This is a genomic window from Lapillicoccus sp. (genome assembly GCF_046595215.1).
Classification (GTDB): domain Bacteria; phylum Actinomycetota; class Actinomycetes; order Actinomycetales; family Dermatophilaceae; genus Lapillicoccus.
Map to the genome: position 1 here is coordinate 39,180 of NZ_JBKJPP010000123.1, position 17,388 is coordinate 56,567.

General features: G+C 70.7%; 17 protein-coding genes. 11 read left to right on the plus strand and 6 right to left on the minus strand.

All coding sequences use genetic code 11. From position 1 onward, the window contains the following. The first annotated feature begins 3 nt into the window (after positions 1–3). Genes ispD through ispF form a run of 4 tightly spaced genes read left to right on the plus strand, consistent with a single transcriptional unit; the run spans position 4 to position 2,376 of the window. The gene (gene ispD / locus ACLL9L_RS10090; protein WP_411284514.1) at positions 4–693 is read left to right on the plus strand and encodes a 2-C-methyl-D-erythritol 4-phosphate cytidylyltransferase; all 690 of its coding nucleotides are present in this window, start codon (positions 4–6) and stop codon (positions 691–693) included. Then, on the plus strand, positions 690–1,457 hold the full coding sequence (locus ACLL9L_RS10095) for an SDR family oxidoreductase (RefSeq protein WP_411284515.1): 768 nt from the start codon (positions 690–692) through the stop codon (positions 1,455–1,457). Before ispD ends, ACLL9L_RS10095 begins: the two co-directional genes overlap by 4 nt. Position 1,458: 1 nt before the next feature. Next, positions 1,459–1,860 (plus strand): AAA family ATPase, encoded by a 402-nt coding sequence (locus tag ACLL9L_RS10100; RefSeq protein ID WP_411284516.1) that lies wholly within the window; start codon positions 1,459–1,461, stop codon positions 1,858–1,860. 15 nt (positions 1,861–1,875) lie between these two features. Then, a complete protein-coding gene (gene ispF, locus ACLL9L_RS10105; RefSeq protein WP_411284517.1) occupies positions 1,876–2,376 on the plus strand; it encodes a 2-C-methyl-D-erythritol 2,4-cyclodiphosphate synthase in 501 nt (166 codons plus the stop codon). Positions 2,377–2,564: 188 nt separating this feature from the next. Here the strand turns inward: ispF and ACLL9L_RS10110 are convergent, their stop codons facing one another. Continuing rightward, positions 2,565–3,281, minus strand: a complete 717-nt coding sequence (locus ACLL9L_RS10110; RefSeq protein ID WP_411284518.1) for a type 1 glutamine amidotransferase — start codon at positions 3,279–3,281, stop codon at positions 2,565–2,567. Between the two features lie 91 nt (positions 3,282–3,372). Here ACLL9L_RS10110 and ACLL9L_RS10115 point away from each other — a divergent pair, with 91 nt between their 5' ends. Beyond that, entirely contained in the window at positions 3,373–4,458 is a 1,086-nt protein-coding gene (locus tag ACLL9L_RS10115; RefSeq protein ID WP_411284519.1) for an S-(hydroxymethyl)mycothiol dehydrogenase, read from the plus strand. 23 nt (positions 4,459–4,481) lie between these two features. Then, positions 4,482–5,117: an MBL fold metallo-hydrolase gene (locus tag ACLL9L_RS10120; RefSeq protein ID WP_411284520.1), complete on the plus strand. Its 636-nt coding sequence runs from the start codon at positions 4,482–4,484 to the stop codon at positions 5,115–5,117. Positions 5,118–5,176: 59 nt separating this feature from the next. On the opposite strand, the gene ACLL9L_RS10125 is transcribed toward ACLL9L_RS10120, so the two are convergent. Continuing rightward, the gene (locus ACLL9L_RS10125; RefSeq protein ID WP_411284521.1) at positions 5,177–5,653 is read right to left on the minus strand and encodes a hypothetical protein; all 477 of its coding nucleotides are present in this window, start codon (positions 5,651–5,653) and stop codon (positions 5,177–5,179) included. A 226-nt stretch (positions 5,654–5,879) separates the two neighbouring features. Between ACLL9L_RS10125 and ACLL9L_RS10130 the strand changes: the two genes are divergently transcribed. Next, positions 5,880–6,233, plus strand: a complete 354-nt coding sequence (locus ACLL9L_RS10130; protein WP_411284522.1) for a class I SAM-dependent methyltransferase — start codon at positions 5,880–5,882, stop codon at positions 6,231–6,233. Positions 6,234–7,022: 789 nt separating this feature from the next. Further along, the gene (gene hemA / locus ACLL9L_RS10135; protein WP_411284534.1) at positions 7,023–8,300 is read left to right on the plus strand and encodes a glutamyl-tRNA reductase; all 1,278 of its coding nucleotides are present in this window, start codon (positions 7,023–7,025) and stop codon (positions 8,298–8,300) included. Positions 8,301–8,647: 347 nt separating this feature from the next. On the opposite strand, the gene ACLL9L_RS10140 is transcribed toward hemA, so the two are convergent. Further along, positions 8,648–10,714, minus strand: coding sequence for a heavy metal translocating P-type ATPase (locus ACLL9L_RS10140; protein WP_411284523.1), 2,067 nt, complete (start codon positions 10,712–10,714; stop codon positions 8,648–8,650). A gap of 88 nt (positions 10,715–10,802) precedes the next feature. On the opposite strand from ACLL9L_RS10140, the gene ACLL9L_RS10145 reads away from it, so the two are divergent. Continuing rightward, positions 10,803–11,156, plus strand: a complete 354-nt coding sequence (locus ACLL9L_RS10145) for an ArsR/SmtB family transcription factor (RefSeq protein WP_411284524.1) — start codon at positions 10,803–10,805, stop codon at positions 11,154–11,156. Between the two features lie 162 nt (positions 11,157–11,318). Here the strand turns inward: ACLL9L_RS10145 and ACLL9L_RS10150 are convergent, their stop codons facing one another. Further along, positions 11,319–11,873, minus strand: a complete 555-nt coding sequence (locus ACLL9L_RS10150; RefSeq protein ID WP_411284525.1) for a phosphatase PAP2 family protein — start codon at positions 11,871–11,873, stop codon at positions 11,319–11,321. 89 nt (positions 11,874–11,962) lie between these two features. Between ACLL9L_RS10150 and cysS the strand changes: the two genes are divergently transcribed. Both cysS and rlmB read left to right on the plus strand, forming a co-directional pair. Continuing rightward, positions 11,963–13,393 (plus strand): cysteine--tRNA ligase, encoded by a 1,431-nt coding sequence (gene cysS, locus ACLL9L_RS10155; RefSeq protein ID WP_411284526.1) that lies wholly within the window; start codon positions 11,963–11,965, stop codon positions 13,391–13,393. Between the two features lie 11 nt (positions 13,394–13,404). Continuing rightward, positions 13,405–14,397, plus strand: coding sequence for a 23S rRNA (guanosine(2251)-2'-O)-methyltransferase RlmB (gene rlmB, locus ACLL9L_RS10160; RefSeq protein ID WP_411284527.1), 993 nt, complete (start codon positions 13,405–13,407; stop codon positions 14,395–14,397). Between the two features lie 5 nt (positions 14,398–14,402). On the opposite strand, the gene ACLL9L_RS10165 is transcribed toward rlmB, so the two are convergent. After that, positions 14,403–15,659 (minus strand): DUF4032 domain-containing protein, encoded by a 1,257-nt coding sequence (locus ACLL9L_RS10165; protein WP_411284528.1) that lies wholly within the window; start codon positions 15,657–15,659, stop codon positions 14,403–14,405. 160 nt (positions 15,660–15,819) lie between these two features. Further along, entirely contained in the window at positions 15,820–16,923 is a 1,104-nt protein-coding gene (locus tag ACLL9L_RS10170; protein WP_411284529.1) for an ABC transporter ATP-binding protein, read from the minus strand. Between the last annotated feature and the right edge of the window lie 465 nt (positions 16,924–17,388).

Consider the following 17,388-nt stretch of genomic DNA (forward strand, 5'->3'; position numbering starts at 1 on the left):
CCGGTGGGTGCCGTCGCGGTCGTGATCGTTGCGGCCGGGTCGGGGACCCGCCTCGGGGCGGCAACCCCGAAGGCGTTCGTCCCTCTCTCGGGTCGGTCCCTGCTCAGCAGAGCGGTCTCGGCTGCGACGGCCTCCCCACAGGTCGTCATGGTCGTGGTCGTCGCGCCGTCGTCCCATCTCAACGAGGCAACGGTCGCGTCGGCGTCGGCGCGCGACGGGGTGGTCGTGCGCGTGGTCCCCGGCGGTTCAGAGCGCAGTGACTCGGTCGCCGCCGGGCTGGCGGCGCTGCCGGACGAGGTCGACGTGGTGCTCGTGCATGACGCCGCCCGGGCGCTGGCTCCCGCGTCCCTCTTCGCCGCCGTGATCGACGCCGTCCGGGCCGGTCACCCTGCGGTCGTCCCCGGACTGCCGGTCGTCGACACGATCAAGCAGGTGAGCGCCGACGGTCTCGTCGTCTCGACCCCCGACCGGGCCTGCCTGCGGGCCATCCAGACCCCCCAGGGCTTCACCCGTGAGACGCTGACCCGAGCGCACGACCTGCCCGCAGGGGAACCGATCACCGATGACGCCGCGCTCGTCGAGCGTCTGGGCCTGCCGGTGCACGTCATCGACGGCGACCAGCTCGCCCGCAAGATCACCACCGGCGAGGACCTCCTCCACGCCGAGACACAGTTGGAGAGGAACCCGGCATGAGCCCTGTCGCCGTCGTCACCGGAGGAGGCTCCGGGATCGGCGCCGCCACCGCGGCCCGACTCGTGGAGGACGGCTTCGACGTCGTCGTCACGGGCCGTCGCCCCGAGCGCCTCGAGGCTGTCGCTGCGGCGCTCGGCGAGCGGTGTCGGACCGTCGTCATGGACGTCACCGACCCTGCCAGCGTTGCCGCGGCCGCCGCGCAGATCGGCGACTGTGACGTCCTCGTCAACAACGCCGGCGGGGCCGTCGGCACCGAGCGCGTCGAGGCCGGCCACGTGGAGGACTGGCGCTCGATGTATGAGTCCAACGTCCTCGGCACCCTGCAGGTCACGCAGGCCCTGTTGCCCGCGCTGCGACGCTCGCCGGGGGCAACCATCGTCAACCTCACGTCGATCGCGGGGATGGTCACCTACGAGGGTGGCGCCGGCTACACCGCCGCCAAGCACGCCGAGCGCGCGCTCACGGAGACGCTGCGTCTCGAGCTCAACGGCGAGCAGGTCCGGGTCATCGAGGTCGCCCCGGGCATGGTCCGCACCGAGGGCTTCTCGTTGACCCGCTTCCACGGCGACCAGTCCAAAGCCGATGCGGTCTACGAGGGTGTCGACCGGCCCCTGGTGGCCGAGGACGTCGCCGAGTGCATCGCCTTCTGCGTCCGACTGCCCCAGCACGTCAACATCGACCGGCTCGTCGTCAAGCCGGTCGCCCAGGCGACGCCGCACAAGGTGCACCGCGGCCCGATCGCCTGGGCCGGTCAGGCCGACTGACGTGGCTGCGGGCCTGGTCGTCCTCGGTGGGCTTCCCGCCACCGGCAGGACGACGATCGCGCCGGCCCTGGCGCATCGGGTCGGCGCAGCGCACCTCCGCGTCGACATCATCGAGCAGGCGATCGTCGCCACCGGTCACCCGGTCGGTGTTGCCGGATATGCGGTCGACTACACCGTTGCGTCCGACCAGCTCTGCCTCGGACTCTGCGTCGTCGCCGACACGGTGATTCACCGCAACGCGCGGCGACCAGGTCCGGCGACATCGACGGCGTCGTCCACCTCACGTGGCAGGACATCACCGCCAGAGCGTATGCCGGGTGGTCCCCCGGGCTCCGCCTCGACACCGCCCGCCTCGCTCCCGATGAGGCCGTGGCTGCCATCATCGACGCAGCGCACTGGCTGACCGAAGGAGCCCGACATGAGTGAGCACCCGTCCCTGATGCCGCGCGTCGGCATCGGCGTCGACGTGCACTCCTTCGCCGGCGACGGGACGGACCGCGCCCTCTGGGTCGCCGGTCTGCACTGGCCCGACCAGCGGGGTCTCGAGGGACACTCGGACGCCGACGTCGCGGCCCACGCCGCGTGCGACGCCCTCTTCTCGGCGGCTGGCATCGGCGACCTCGGAGCCCACTTCGGCACCGACCGGCCCGAGCTGGCTGGTGCGTCGGGGGCGACACTGCTGGCAGAGGCTGCCAGGCTGGTCCGCGAGGCGGGCTTCGAGGTCGGCAACATCTCGGTGCAGGTCGTGGGCAACGGCCCCAAGATCGGCAGCCGCCGGGTCGAGGCCCAGCAGGTCCTGTCGACCGCGGCGGGCGCCCCCGTGTCGGTGAGCGGCACGACGACCGACGGGCTGGGCCTCACCGGTCGCGGCGAGGGCGTGGCAGCGATCGCCACCGCCCTGGTGCACTCCGCCACCTGAGGCCTCGCGAAGAGACGACGTCGCGGTTCGCTTCTGGGTCGCAGCAGGCTGCTGGATCATCAGGTCGCTGCCCTCGATGTACCAGACCAACCACGGCGAATGGCACGCAACGATGTCCATACATGCTCGGACGACGGTGTCAGAGGACTCCGGCCGCGTCCCCGAGCGGCCCGATTGCCCAGAGTTCGTCAGGTGGGGTGGCGGGTCATCGCGGCGAAGTTCGTCGCCAGTGGCCGCCAGTCCTCGCGGAGGCGGTCGGTGGCGTCCCCGACCTCGCGCAGCCGTCGGTCGACGTCGAGACCCCGGGCCTGCATCGCGGGGCGGTCCTCCTCGGCCCAGGGCGCGATGACGTCCACGCCCGCCTCAGGGTGCCACTGCACGCCCCACACTGACGGCGCGAGGCGGGCGGCCTGGAGCTCTCCGCTCCCGGCCCGCGCGAGCACCGTCGACCCCGGCGGCAACCCGGTGACCACGTCGTTGTTCCACTGCACCGCATGCGACCCGCAGCCGGCCATCAGCGGATCCGCAGCCGCGCCTCGCTCCCAGCCGACGTCGAGCAGGCCGGCCTGCTGCCCGCCCGGGTTGACGGCGACCACACCCCCCAGCGCGACGGCCGCGAGCTGGTGGCCGAGGCAGATCCCCAGCACCGGTATGCCGTGTGAGGCCCCCGCGCGCACGAGCGCCTTGGTCGGTGCGAGCCACGGGACCACGTCGTCGTCGTTCGCGCCCATCGGCCCGCCGAGGACGAGGAGACCACCGTGGGCGGTGAGGTCGAGCGGGAGCGGCTGCCCGGCATACGGGTGACGCACGTCCAGCCTTGAGCCGGCGTCGGTGAGCCACGTGCCGAACCACGCGGGCGGGCAGTCGCTCGCGTGCTGGACGACGAGGATCGGCGCGGTGACCATGCGGGGATGTTATCCACCGAGACCGCGCGACGGCGCGGGGCGGGGATGTGGTCTGCTTCTCCCCGGACCCATCAACGCACGAGGAGTCGTCATGTCCCAGACCGTCAAGGGCGTCATCGCACGGACCAAGGGGGCCGAGGTCGAGCTCGTCGACGTCGTCGTCCCGGACCCCGGGCCGGGGGAGGCCGTCGTGAAGATCCAGGCGTGTGGGGTGTGCCACACCGACCTGCACTACCGCGAGGGCGGGATCAACGACGAGTTCCCGTTCCTGCTCGGACACGAGGCCGCCGGCGTCGTCGAGGCCGTCGGTGAGGGCGTCACCGACGTCGCGCCCGGTGACTTCGTCATCCTCAACTGGCGTGCCGTCTGCGGGCAATGCCGCGCCTGCGCCAAGGGCAAGCCGTGGTACTGCTTCAACACCGCCAACGCGACACAGAAGATGACGCTCACCGACGGGACGGAGCTCAGCGCGGCCCTGGGCATCGGCGCCTTCATCGAGAAGACCCTCGTCGCGTCCGGTCAGTGCACCAAGGTCGACAAGGACGCCGACGCGGCCGCCGTCGGACTGCTCGGCTGTGGCGTCATGGCCGGCTTCGGGGCGGCCGTCAACACCGGCAACGTCGGTCGCGGTGACAGCGTCGCCGTCATCGGCTGTGGCGGCGTCGGATCGGCCGCGATCGCCGGGGCGCTGGTCGCCGGAGCGACGACGATCATCGGCGTGGACGTGGACGACCGCAAGCTGGAGTGGGCCACCAAGTTCGGCGCCACCCACACCGTGAACTCCAGGAACGTCGACGCGGTGGAGAAGATCCGCGAGCTGACCGGCGGCTTCGGTGCCGACGTCGTCATCGAGGCGGTCGGCCGCCCCGAGACCTACGAGCAGGCCTTCTACGCCAGGGACCTCGCGGGCACCGTCGTCCTCGTCGGTGTGCCGACGCCGGAGCAGAAGGTCACCCTACCGATGATCGAGATCTTCGGTCGCGGTGGTGCACTCAAGGCGAGCTGGTACGGCGACTGCCTTCCGTCGCGCGACTTCCCGATGCTCGTCGACCTCTACCGCCAGGGCCGCTTCGACCTCGGCGGGTTTGTCACCGAGACGATCGGCCTCGGTGACATCGAGCGGGCCTTCGACAAGATGCACGCGGGCGACGTGCTGCGCTCGGTCGTGCAGCTGTGAGCGGCGCAGCGCAGGTGGGGACCGTGTCGCCGGGAGGGGTCCGGGTCGAGCACGTCGTGACGTCAGGGACGTTCAGCCTCGACGGCGGCACGTGGGACGTCGACAACAACGTCTGGGTCGTCGGCGACGACCGCGAGTGCGTCGTCATCGACGCCCCGCACGACGCCGCTCCGATCCTCGAGGCCGTCGGTGACCGGCGCCTCACTGCGATCCTGTGCACCCACGCGCACGACGACCACGTCACCGCGGTGGGTGACGTGGTCGAGGCGACAGGTGCCACGGCATACCTGCACCCGGCGGACCGGATGCTGTGGGACCGGGTGCACTCCTTCGCCCCCGGCGCCGAGCTGGCCGACGGTGACGTGATCAGCGTGGGCGACGTCGAGCTGCACGTGCTCCACACCCCCGGCCACGCGCCGGGCGGCTGCTCCTTCCACGCCCCATCGCTGGGTGTGGTCTTCACCGGCGACACCCTCTTCCAGGGCGGGCCGGGCGCGACGGGCCGCTCGTTCAGCGACTTCGGGCTCATCGTCGACTCGATCCGCGAGCGCCTGCTGACGTTGCCCGAGGAGACCCTCGTGCACACCGGGCATGGCGACTCGACGACCATCGGCGCCGAGAAGCCACACCTGCAGGAGTGGGTCGACCGCGGACACTGACGATGCAGGTGGAGGCACGCACCGGGTTGGTCCCGGTCTCGTCCTGAGCTGGTGATCGGCTAGCCCGCCGGCGATGGCACGGCCCGTGGCCGCAGGCGCAGCAGACCAGCAGCGACGGACGACAGGACCAGGACTGCGGCGGCGATCGTCGACAGGTGCAGGTCGAGGGGCGACCCGACATACATCGTGATCCCCACTGCCGCAAGCGTCCCCGCAAGGACGACGAGGGCCGGCAGCCAGACTCGTCTCAGGGCAACCAGCACGAGGACGCTCGGCGCCACGAAGAGCAGCATGCTCGCTGTCCCGAAGTCGTTCACCGCGGCCGCGGCCGGACCCGTGCCGGGGACCAGGGCGGTCTGAGCCGGAAAGAACATCGCGGTGCAGTGGAAGACGAGACCGACAGCGCCGAGGACGAGCAGTGCCAAGTCGAGGCCGGGCATCGTGTGGGCGCGCCGACTCGGCAGTTCGGTGGTCAGTCTCAGGGCGAGGGCGACAGCAGGTATCGCCAGCAGGCCGAGGAGGAACGTCGTCGACACCAGCCAAGGCTACGCGTCCGCTACGTCACAGGTTCATGCCTCGCCGCGGACGGTTCTGTCGCCAGCGTCGATGGAGCGCCGCGTCCACCCGAGTCAGCGCGCGGACGCCCGTCGTGTTCGGCTCCAGGGCTGGGGTGCCGGTGGCGCTGGTCGTCCTCCTCGGCCTGTGAGGGAGTCGGGCCGTGCAGCGGCGCCATGACCGGCAACCGTGGCCTGGGTGAGTGACTTGACGCGTTGGGTGACGGCGCACGGCGCCGGTCACGCCCAGTGGTACATCGACCGGTGCCGCCGGATGGCCGCCCAGGGCGTCGACCTCGACGGGGAGGCCTGGTTGCTCGATGTGATGCTCGCGCGCCGGTCGCCGGTGTTGGATGCCGGCTGCGGGCCGGGACGAGTTGGCGCCGGACCTGCCGCCCGTGGGCATGTGGTGGTCGGTGTCGACGCCGATCCGGCCTTGATCGAGGCAGCCCACGCCGATCATCCCGGCCCGACCTGGCGCGTTGCCGACCGGCCACGCTTGATCTGGCCGCGCAGGGGGAGCCGGAACCGTTCGACGCCGAAGTGTGCACAGGCAACGTGATGCCCTTCCTCGCCCCAGGCACGGAAGGCCAGGTGCTGTTCCGGATCGCGGCGCACCTGCGCGACGATGGTCTGCTTGTCGTGTGGGGTTCGGCCTGCATCGCGGATACTCCATCGCTGACTTCGACGCCCAGACCGTGGCCGCAGGTCTGGAGCTGCAGCATCGCTATGCCACCTGGGACCTGCGCCCCTGGCAGGACGATGCACCGTTCGCCGTGTTTGTGGTCCGCCGTCGACCCAACCCAACCCCTGGCCCGGACCTGTCCAACGCGGCGAGGCGCTCAAGGGTGGCAATCGGCTGGTCGGGCACCGTCGCCCCTAGCGGCCCCGACGCCGAGGTTGAGGGGGAGCCAGCGAGGGAACCAAGGACCGGTGTCCTCAACGAGGGCAACCGTGAGGGTCACCGTCTCCGAGGACCCTGCCACCCGACGACCGCGAATCGTGGTGATCTACAGGGACGACGTGACCCAGACTTGGATCGGCGACGTCGTGAGCGGGCCGAACCGCCAGCATCCCGTCGTTTGTCCCGCGCGGGTGAACAGCGCCGGGGCATCGGCAGCGACCGCGCCCCAGGGACTCCACTTCGCCAGTGCCGCGCTCGCGCTGATCTTGCTCACGGCCGGGCCCATCGAGCACGTCCCGCACGAGCGACCCGAACCCGCAGCTCGACCGACCGGTCCTTGTGCCACGAAGAGGTGCTGAGCGTCCCAACCTTTTCTCAAGTTGTCGGGCGCACTGTGGTCGAGGACGCATCAGGAAGCGAGTGGAGGTTGTTGTGAGTGGGTTGACCATGGTGGGCATCTCCCATCGCGGCGCGTCATTGAGCCTCCTCGAACGGGTAGCGGTTCGACGGGAGGACCGCCCTGACCTGCGGGCGGCGCTGCGAACCATCGGCTGTGGTGAGGCAGTGCTGTTGTCCACGTGCAGCCGGGTCGAGATCTATCTCGGCCACGCGTCTCCCGGCGAGAGCGAGCTGGTAACGATGCTCCTCGAGGTGCTCGCAGAGCACTCCGGGGCGACCCACCACGAGCTCGGGGCCGTGGTCGAGGTCCGCACCGGTCAGGCCGCGGTCGGGCACCTCTTCGATGTCACGGCGGGGTTGCAGTCCCGGTTGCTCGGCGAGGTTGAGATTCTCGCGCAAACCCGATCGGCCTTTCGCGAGTCTCAAGCGTCAGGGATGACCGGTCCGGTGCTGGGTCGTCTGTTCCCCGCGGCGTTGCGTTCCGGTCGGCGGGTGCATGCCGCGACATCGTTGGGCGGGTACGCGCGCTCGCTTGGGCACCAGGCCGTAGACGTCGGCCTGGCCTCCCTGGGTGGACGGCCCGACCCGGTTGTTCTTGTCGTCGGGTCGGGGCAGATGGCCCGCGCGGCGGTCGACCACCTTGCCGGACTCGGAGTGCGGCCGACGGTCGCGGCGCGGGACGAGGTGTATGCTGCTCGGCTGGCCGGCCCAGGAGCCGTATGCCCGTTGCCAGCGCTCGCTCGGGGGATCGCTGAGGCGGACCTGTTGATCTGCGCCACTTCGGCTTCACAACACGTCGTGACCGTGGCCCACGTGAGCCGCGCCATGGCCGGCCGGACAAACCCCCTGACCGTCGTGGACCTGTCCGTGCCGCGCAACGTCGACGCGGCGGTGGCGGCCGTCCCGGGGGTGACGCTGATCGACGTCGAGGGCCTGGCTGACGACGGAACCGCCGCCCCGGCCATGGCGGCGGCGCTGTCGACCGCAGCGGCGATGGCCAGCGCCGCGGCCGAGGCGTTCGGCGAGGGAGTGGCTGCACGTGACGCAGGACCGGTGATCGCCGCGCTGCGTCTCCGGGTCGAACACGTCTGCCTCGCCGAGCTGGTGAAGTCGGTCGGCTGGGGTGCTGTCGACCCCGAGGCTCTCACGCGTTCGGCGCACGCCATCGCCGGCAAGTTGCTGCACCGCCCGACAATCGCTGCTCGTCAGGCCGCGTCAGCAGGCGATGTCGACGGGCTGAGGCAGCTCTGTGACATGTTCGGGGTCCCGCCTGCCGACGTCGGTCTGGCCGAGTCAGGCGGCCAGGCGCAGCACATGGCGGGGTAGCCGCGACGAAGCACGTCAGGCGGGCACGGGGCGGGCTTCTTCCCGCGCGGAGGGTCCTTGGTTCTGGCGTTTTTCATCGCCGCAAGGGGATCCGCTGGGGACGCTGGGACGGACCTTCGCAGCTCGGGTCCGACACCAGCTGGCGACACCCGCAGCAGGTTTCCCCTTGCAGAAGGCTGTCCGGCCACGTCTGCCGGCCGCTCTCGGACGTCAGCCGGGACGCGCCGTTCCGCTTCCTTTGTCGCGTTTCTTGGCGCGGCGTTGCCGGTCTTGATGAGGTGGCAGGAGGGGGCAGTTCTGGCAGCGGGGGGTGGAGTGGCAGCACGTGGTGCGGTTGCGGTGGGCCATCAGATCCTCGTGGCCGGTGCGTCCTGTCGGTTGGTTCTCGGCCCCGCATCGCCACGCCCGAGCTGCCCAGCGCCGGCCTGGTGCCAGGCTCCGGCGCGCAGGAGGCGCAGGCCGTTCAGGCCAACGATGATGGTGGAGCCTTCGTGGCCGGCGACGCCGAGGGGGAGGGGCAGGATCGCGATGAGGTCCCAGATGACGAGCAGGGTGATGACCGTTGCGGCGATCGCGAGGTTGGCCTTCACGACCCGGTGGGCGCGCCCGGACAGGTCGATGATCTTGGGCAGGATCGCCAGCTCGTCGCGGACGATGACGGCGTCGGAGGTCTCCAGCGCGAGGTCTGACCCGTGCCGGCCCATGGCGACGCCGAGGTCGGCGGCGGCCATAGCGGGGGCGTCGTTGACGCCGTCACCGACCAGGAGGATCTGGTGTCCGGCCGCCTGAAGCGTCTTGACCTGGGCGACCTTGTCGGCGGGCAGCAAGCCGGCGCGGACGTCGGTGATTCCGACCTCCTGCGCGAGGCGGGCGGCGGCGCCCGGGTTGTCGCCGGTGAGCAGCACCGGCCTGGCTCCGGTCAGCGCGCTCAGCGCAGCAACGGTGGCGCGCGCGTCAGGCCGGCGACGGTCGGCCAGGCCGAGGACCCCGACGGGGGCCTCGTCGAGGAGCACGACGGCAGCGGTGCGTCCGGCGGCTTCGAGCTGCGCGACCGCCGCCCGTGCCTGGCCGAGGAGGTGGTGGCCCGGGCCTGTGGCGGGGACGGCGGGGTCGGTGAGCAGGGCGGGTGAGCCGACCCGCACGACGCGGCCGTCGACGATGGCGGTGACCCCTCGACCAGGTGTCGAGGAGAAGTCCTCGGCCTGGGGCAGGTCCAGGCCGCGGTCGTGGGCGGCGGCCACGACCGCGCGGGCCAGCGGGTGCTCACTGGGTCGTTCGGCGGCGCCCGCGAGGCGCAGCAGCGTGTCCGCGTCGAGCTGGGCTGCGGGCAGCGGGCTCACCTCGCTGACCCGAGGGGTGCCCTCGGTCAGGGTGCCGGTCTTGTCGAACGCGACGATGCTGACGTCGCGGAACTTCTCCATGACCACTGCGGATTTGACCAGCAGGCCGTGCCGGCCGGCGTTGGCGATCGCGGACAGCAGCGGCGGCATGGTGGCCAGGACCACCGCGCACGGCGACGCGACGATCATGAAGGTCATCGCCCGAAGCAGCGTCGGCCGCAGCTCCTGACCGAGGCCGAGGGGGATGAAGAACAGCGCCAGCGTCGCGGCGACGACACCGACGGAGTAGCGCTGCTCGACCTTCTCGATGAACAGCTGCGCCCGGGCCTTGGTGGCCGAGGCGTCCTCGACCATGGCAACGATCCGCGCCACCACGGAGTCGGCCGCGGCCCGCTCGACGCGGACCCGCAGCGCCCCGGTGCCGTTCAGGGTGCCGGCGAACACCTCGTCCCCGGCCTCCTTGAGCACCGGGAGCGGCTCACCGGTGATGGAGGCCTGGTCGACCTCGCTGGCCCCCTCCAGGACCTGCCCGTCGGCGCCGACCCGCTCCCCGGGCCGGACCAGGACCACGTCCCCGACCACCAGATCGGCGGTGGCCACTACGTCCTCGGTGTCGTCGTCGAGCAGGCGGCTGGCCTGCTCGGGCGCCAGGTCCAGCAGGGCCCGCACCGAGTCGGCGGTGCGGCGGGTGACGAATGCCTCCAGCGCGCCGGAGGTGGCGAAGATGACGATCAGCAAGGCCCCGTCGAAGACCTGCCCGATCGACGCGGCGACCAGGGCCGCGACGATCATCAGCAGGTCGACGTCCAGGGTCTTCTCCCGTAGTGCCTCCAGCCCGGCCAGGGCTGGCTCCCACCCACCGGTGATGTAGCACGCCAGGTACAGGCCCCACCACACCGGCGGCGGGGCGCCGGCGAGCTGGACCGCCCCGCCCACCGCGAACAGCACAGCGGCGGCGCCCGCCCAGGCCACTTCCGCCATCGACAGCACGCCCCACCAGCGCGACCGCGCGCCGCGCCCGGCAGCGGCGGTCCGGACGGCGTCGCGCGGGCGCGTGGACAGGGTGGAGCTCACGAGTCGCTCCAGGTCACCGACGAGATCAGCATCCGGACACCATACTCACATGAAGAGATGTTCACCCAATCCGCGGTATGCTGCGGCTATGGCTCATGGGGTGGCGGCACGCACGCGCGCGGCGCGCCTGGACTTGGCCGCGGCCAAGTCGGTGGCCGAGACGATGCAGGCCTTGGCCACGCCCAGCCGGCTGCTCATCCTCGGCCGGCTGCGGGAGGGCCCGGCCACGGTCAACGAGCTCGCCGCCGCCGTGGACATGGAACAGTCAGCGGTCTCTCACCAGCTGCGGATGCTGCGCCACCTCGGCCTCGTCGACGGACAACGTCACGGCCGCAGCGTCACCTACGCCCTCTACGACGACCACGTCGCCGAGCTGCTCGACCAAGCCGTCTACCATGCCGAGCACCTCCGGCTCGGCGCCCCAAACCACAGCACCGACTGACGGACCCGCCGCGTCAAGCTGGCTGTTACCAGACCTTCCGGAAATGACGAGCCGGAAACCACCGTGCAAGGCGGAGGTGAGCAGCATGCCTGAGGACGGTCACTCGATCCTGTCGACGATGGTCGCGAGGGCGAGATCGGCGAGCAATGGCAGGGGCGGCTTTCACTGATCGGGTCGTGCAGGCAGGCCATCGTCTGCCGGACGTCCATCGGGTCGAGCTGGTCGCGTCCGCGGTCGGCGGAGCGCGCCATGGGCGCCGACGGAAGCGACGATCCGCCGCGCCAGGAGGACCCCCAGCGCGCCGCAGAGGGCGCCGATCACGATCCCGCCAACGATGTCCGGGACGTGGTGGACGTGCGCGGCCACCCGGGCCAACCCCAGCGCCAGCGCGAGAGCCAGCAGGGCAGCGCCCCACATCCGTCGGGCCGACAGGACCACGACGGCGATCGCGGTGGCCGTCGTCGTGTGGTCGGACGGGAACCCGTTTTCCGCAGCATGGGGGATCAGGGGCGGGCGGCCGTCGACGACGAAGGGTCGCGGGTCGGCCCAGACCGCACCGGCGACCTTGACCGCAACGAGGACGGCAACGGCGGCGATGACCGCGGCGACCGCGAGCTGCAGCTTGCCCTCGCGTGGGGTGAGGAGCCAGGCGACGACGGCGCCCAGCGCCACGGCATACAGGGCATAGTTGGCAACGGCAACGACGAGGGTGTCCACCGGCAAAGTCTGTCCGAGACGGCTGGGCGTTCGCTGGATGTCCGCTGCAGGTGGCACGGGCGCCACGCCCGCGCCGTTAAACTCGGCCCGTGACCCTGCGCCTCTACGACACCGCCGCGCGCGAGCTGCGCGACTTCGTCCCCCTCCGCGAGGGCAGGGCGGGCATGTACATCTGTGGGCTCACGACGCAGGGTGCCCCGCACATCGGGCACGTCCGTTTCGCTGTGGCGTTCGACGTGCTGCGGCGCTGGCTCGAGGTCGGGCACGGCTACGACGTGACGCTGGTGCGCAACGTCACCGACATCGACGACAAGATCCTGCGCAAGTCGGCCGAGCAGGGCATCGAGTGGTTCGCGCTGTCCTACCGCAACGAGCGCCAGACAGCGCAGGCCCTCGACCTGCTCGGGGTCAAGCCGGCGACCTACGAGCCGCGGGCCACCGGCCACATCCCCGAGATGGTCGAGCTGATGGACACCCTCATCGAGCGGGGCCATGCGTATGCCGCGCCCGACGCCAGCGGCGACGTCTACTTCGATGTCCTGTCCTGGAAGGACTACGGCTCGCTGAGCCACCAGTCGCCCGACGACATGACCGCGGCCGAGGACGCCGACCCGCGGGGCAAGAAGGACGCACGCGACTTCGCGCTGTGGAAGGGCCAGAAGGCGGACGAGCCCGCGAGCGCCTCCTGGCAGACCTCCTACGGACCGGGTCGGCCGGGGTGGCACCTCGAGTGCTCCGCGATGGCTCGCAAGTATCTCGGTGACACCTTCGACATCCACGGCGGCGGCATCGACCTGCGCTTTCCGCACCACGAGAACGAGCAGGCCCAGTCGCGCGCTGCCGGGCTCGGGTTCGCGCGGTACTGGCTCCACAACGCGTGGGTCACCGTCAAGGGCCAGAAGATGGGCAAGTCCCTGGGCAACGCCCTCGAGGTGCAGCGGGTCACCCAGGTCGCCAGCCCGCTGGCGGTCCGCTACTACCTCACCTCGGCCCACTACCGCTCGATGATCGAATACCACGAGGGATCCCTGCTCGAGGCGGCGTCGACGGTCGACCGGATCACGGGGTTCCTCGAGCGCGTTGACCGGCTGCGTCCGCTGGACGGCATCGAGGGTGAGCTGCTTGCGGACTTCCGCGAGGCGATGGACGACGACGTCAACGTCTCCGGGGCATTGGCCGTCGTGCACGACACGGTGCGCGCGGGCAACATCGCCCTCGACGACGGGGACGACGAGGCGGCCGTGACTGCGGCTTCATCGGTCGTCGCGATGACCGAGGTGCTCGGCATCAACCCCCTCTCGCCGACGTGGCAGCGCGAGAGCTCGGGCGCGGCGAGCGAGGCCCACGAGGCGCTGGACGTGCTGATCGCCGCCCAGCTCGGGGCCCGGCAGGCAGCGCGCGCGGCCCGCGACTTCGCGGCTGCGGACGCGATCCGCGACCAGCTCACCTCGGCCGGCATCGCCGTCGAGGACACCCCGTCCGGCGCCCGTTGGTCGCTGGCTCGACGCACCGACGCCTGAGAGGCACTTCCATGGCAGGCAACTCCCAGCGCCGAGGCGCCATCCGCAAGAGCGGAAAGGCGGCCTCCGTCGGCTCCGGCGGCCAGCGCCGACGCGGCCTCGAGGGCAAGGGTCCGACCCCCAAGGCGAGCGAGCGCGACTACCACCCCGCGGCCAAGCGGGCCGCCGGGTCGGGCAAACGAGCCAGCGCCCCGGCCGGCCGCGGTGGCCCCGCGCGCAGTGCCCCCGCGCGCAGTGGTGGCGGTCCCCGCAAGGCCAAGGCGTCGTCCGAGGTGGTGGCCGGCCGCAACTCGGTGGTCGAGGCACTGCGCGCGGACGTGCCGGTGACAACGATGTACGTCGCCGGGCGGATCGACTCCGACGACCGCGTGCGCGAGGCGCTCAAGACCGCCACCGAGCGGGGCATCCCGATCCTCGAGACGCCCCGCGGGGAGCTCGACCGACTCACCGACGGGGCCGTCCACCAGGGACTGGCCCTGCAGGTTCCGGCCTACGAATACATCCACCACGGCGACCTGTTCAACCCGCAGGCGCCCGGCATCCCGCTCGTCGTCGCCCTCGACGGGATCACCGACCCGCGCAACCTCGGTGCGATCGTCCGGTCGGTGGCCGCGTTCGGCGGGCACGGAATCGTTGTGCCCGAGCGCCGTTCGGCCGGGATGACGGCCAGCGCGTGGAAGTCCTCGGCCGGCGCCGCCGCACGGGTGCCGGTCGCGAAGGTCTCCAACCTCACCCGCGCCCTCGAGGAGTTCAAGAAGGCCGGCTTCTTCATCCTCGGCCTCGACATGGACGGTGACGTCCAGCTGCCCGGTCTCGAGCTCGCGACCGAGCCGATCGTCATCGTTGTGGGCTCCGAGGGCAAGGGCCTGTCGCGCCTGGTCAGCGAGACCTGCGACCAGATCGTCTCCATCCCCATGGCGTCGACCGTCGAGTCGCTCAACGCCGGGATCGCCGCGGGCGTCACGCTCTACGAGGTCGCCCGCCAGCGCGCCATCCAGCGCTGATCCGGTCAGCGGTCGCTGGGGGGGAACATCGCGACGACGGGCATCTCGACCGTGTCGACGCCGAGGACTGCCTGCTCGTCCGGTTTGGCGGGCAGGACGTTGTCCACGTAGTCGGTGACGGCCTGCTGGACCGACATGTCCGTGCCGGCCCGCTCGGACATGTACCACCGGTGCTCGAGGACCTCGTGGAAGATCTCAGCGGGCTCGAGCTTGCCGGTCAGGCTGCGGGGGACCGCCCGGACGGTGGGCTCGTAGATGCTGACGAGCCAGTCGTGCGCGATGAGCTCCTCGTCCTCGTTCTGGCGGTCGGTCGCGGCGCGGAAGGAGTCGAGGTCATTGAGCAGGCGCCTCGCCTGGTTCTCCTCGACGTCGAGGCCGGTCAGCCGCAACAGCCTCCGGGAGTGGTGCCCGGCGTCGACGACCTTGGGCTGGATCTGGATCGTCGTGCCGCCGATGTCGGTCGACATGGACAGCTCGTCGATGTCGAAGCCGAGGTCGTTGAGCTTGCGGATGCGCTCATCCACCCGCCAGCGGTCGCCGGTCTCGAACCGCTCCTCCTCGGTCAGCTGCGACCAAAGGGAGTGGTAGCGCTCGAGGATGAGGTTGGACACCTCGATCGGTTCGGACGACTCCTCGAGGAAGCCACCGGCCTCGAGGTCCATCAGCTCGCCGGCGATGTTGACCCGGGCGATGTCGAGGTCGTGCGCGCGCTGCCCGTCGGAGAGGCTCGGGTGCAGCTCACCCGTCTCCGCGTCGACGAGGTATGCCGCGAACGCGCCCGCGTCGCGGCGGAAGAGCGTGTTGGACAACGAGACGTCGCCCCACCAGAACCCGGCGAGGTGCAGGCGCACGAGGAGGACGGCGAGGGCGTCGATGAGCCGCCGCGCCGTGTCGGGTCGCAGGTTCTGGCTGTAGAGCGCGCGGTAGGGCAGCGAGAACTGCAGGTGCCGGGTGAGCAGGCAGGCGTCGAGGGGCGTGCCGTCCGCGTCGACCCGCCCGCTGACGATCCCGAACGCCTCGACGCAGGGCAGGTCGAGCCGGCTCAACATCCGGAGCATGTCGTACTCACGTCTTGCGAGGTCGGCCTTGATCTCCTTGACGGCCAGCACCCGACCCGAGACGCGCACGAAGCGGACGACGTGGCGCGAGATGCCGCGGGGCAGCGCGGCGAGGCTCTCGGCCGGCCACTGCTCGAGTGGCACCGACCACGTCAGATCGAGCAGCGCGGGGTCGGGTCGCGCGGTCGTGAGCTGGAGTGCCACGCGGTCATCGTTCCACGGAAACCGGCGCTCGACGTCCCCGGACCACCAGGGAGGCATGCCGGAAGCGGACGGCGCGCACCCGGCATACCCCGATCGCCGTGCAGGACAACGAGAAGGCGACACCCCACCGGGGTGCCGCCTTCTCGTTTTGGGAGCGGCGTCAGGTGCTGATGCGCTCGCCGTTCTCCGTGTTGAAGACGTGGAGGTGGCCCTCCTTGGGGGCGAGGTTGATGACCGACCCCTTCTCCGGGGGCTGGCGGCCGTCGACGCGGGCGATGAACGGCTTGGCGAGCTCGTTGTCACCCTCCGTGGCGACCTGGTGCTCCTTGGTCGAGCCATAGATGTAGGCGTCCGCGCCCAGCTCCTCGACGACGTCGACGGTGATGGGCAGGCCGCTGCCGGAGTCGGCCAGGACGAGGTCCTCGGGACGGACGCCGACGGTGACCGTCCTGCCCGCCTTGGCGAGGTCCGTGCGCGAGATCGGCAGGACCGCGTTGCCGAACTTGACGCCGCCGTCGGTGACCTCGAGCTCGAGGAGGTTCATCGCGGGGGAGCCGATGAACCCGGCCACGAAGACGTTCCTCGGGTGGTCGTACATCCGTCGCGGCGTGTCGCACTGCTGGAGCAGGCCGTCCTTGAGGACGGCGACGCGGTCACCCATCGTCATGGCCTCGACCTGGTCGTGCGTGACGTAGACCGTGGTGACGCCGAGCCGCCGCTGGAGCGAGGCGATCTGCGTGCGGGTCTGGACGCGCAGCTTGGCGTCGAGGTTCGACAGCGGCTCGTCCATGAGGAAGACCTGGGGGCTGCGGACGATGGCACGGCCCATCGCGACGCGCTGGCGCTGGCCACCGGACAGCGCCTTGGGCTTGCGCTCGAGGTAGGGCTCGAGGTCGAGGATCTTCGCCGCTTCCTTGACCCGCTTGGCGATCTCGTCTTTGGAGACGCCGGCGATCTTCAGGGCGAAGCCCATGTTGTCGGCGACGGACATGTGGGGGTAGAGCGCATAGTTCTGGAAGACCATGGCGACGTCGCGGTCCTTGGGGGACAGGTCCGTCACATTGCGGTCGCCGATCCAGATGTCACCGCCGTTGACCTCTTCGAGCCCGGCGAGCATCCGCAGGCTGGTGGACTTGCCACAGCCGGAGGGACCGACCAGAACGAGGAACTCGCCGTCTGCGATGTCGATGTTGAGCTTGTCGACCGAGGGCGTGTCGTTGCCGGGATAGATCCGGCTTGCGTTGTCGAACTTGACTGTTGCCATGGTGAGTCAGCCTTCCTTCACCGGCAGGAACGTGCCGGACGATCCGTTGTAAAGGGTGAGATGTTGCACCGTTGCGCAGTTGTGCCCGACGGTAGTGGGCATCATGCCCCATGTTCACTGCCCACGGCTAGGGTTCGGCACTGTGAGTTTGGCGGTCAGGGACTGAAGGTTCGCGGCCGTTATGAAAACGTGTTCTGCAAGTTTTTGCAGAAACCTGGCGAAGTCGTGCAAGAACTTGCTACGTTGCCTTCACTTTCATGGGTTCGCTGTAGGGCTGCCCGAAGCAATCGCTAGGAGAACTACATGCACAAGCGTGCGATGGGTGCAGCGGCCGTCACCGGCGTCGCGGCACTGCTCATGAGCGCCTGCGGTGGGGCCACGACCCAAACCGCCAGCCCGTCCAAGTCGGCCACGGCAACGGCAACGGCAACGGCAACGACGGCTGCGCCCGCGCCGAGCAAGACC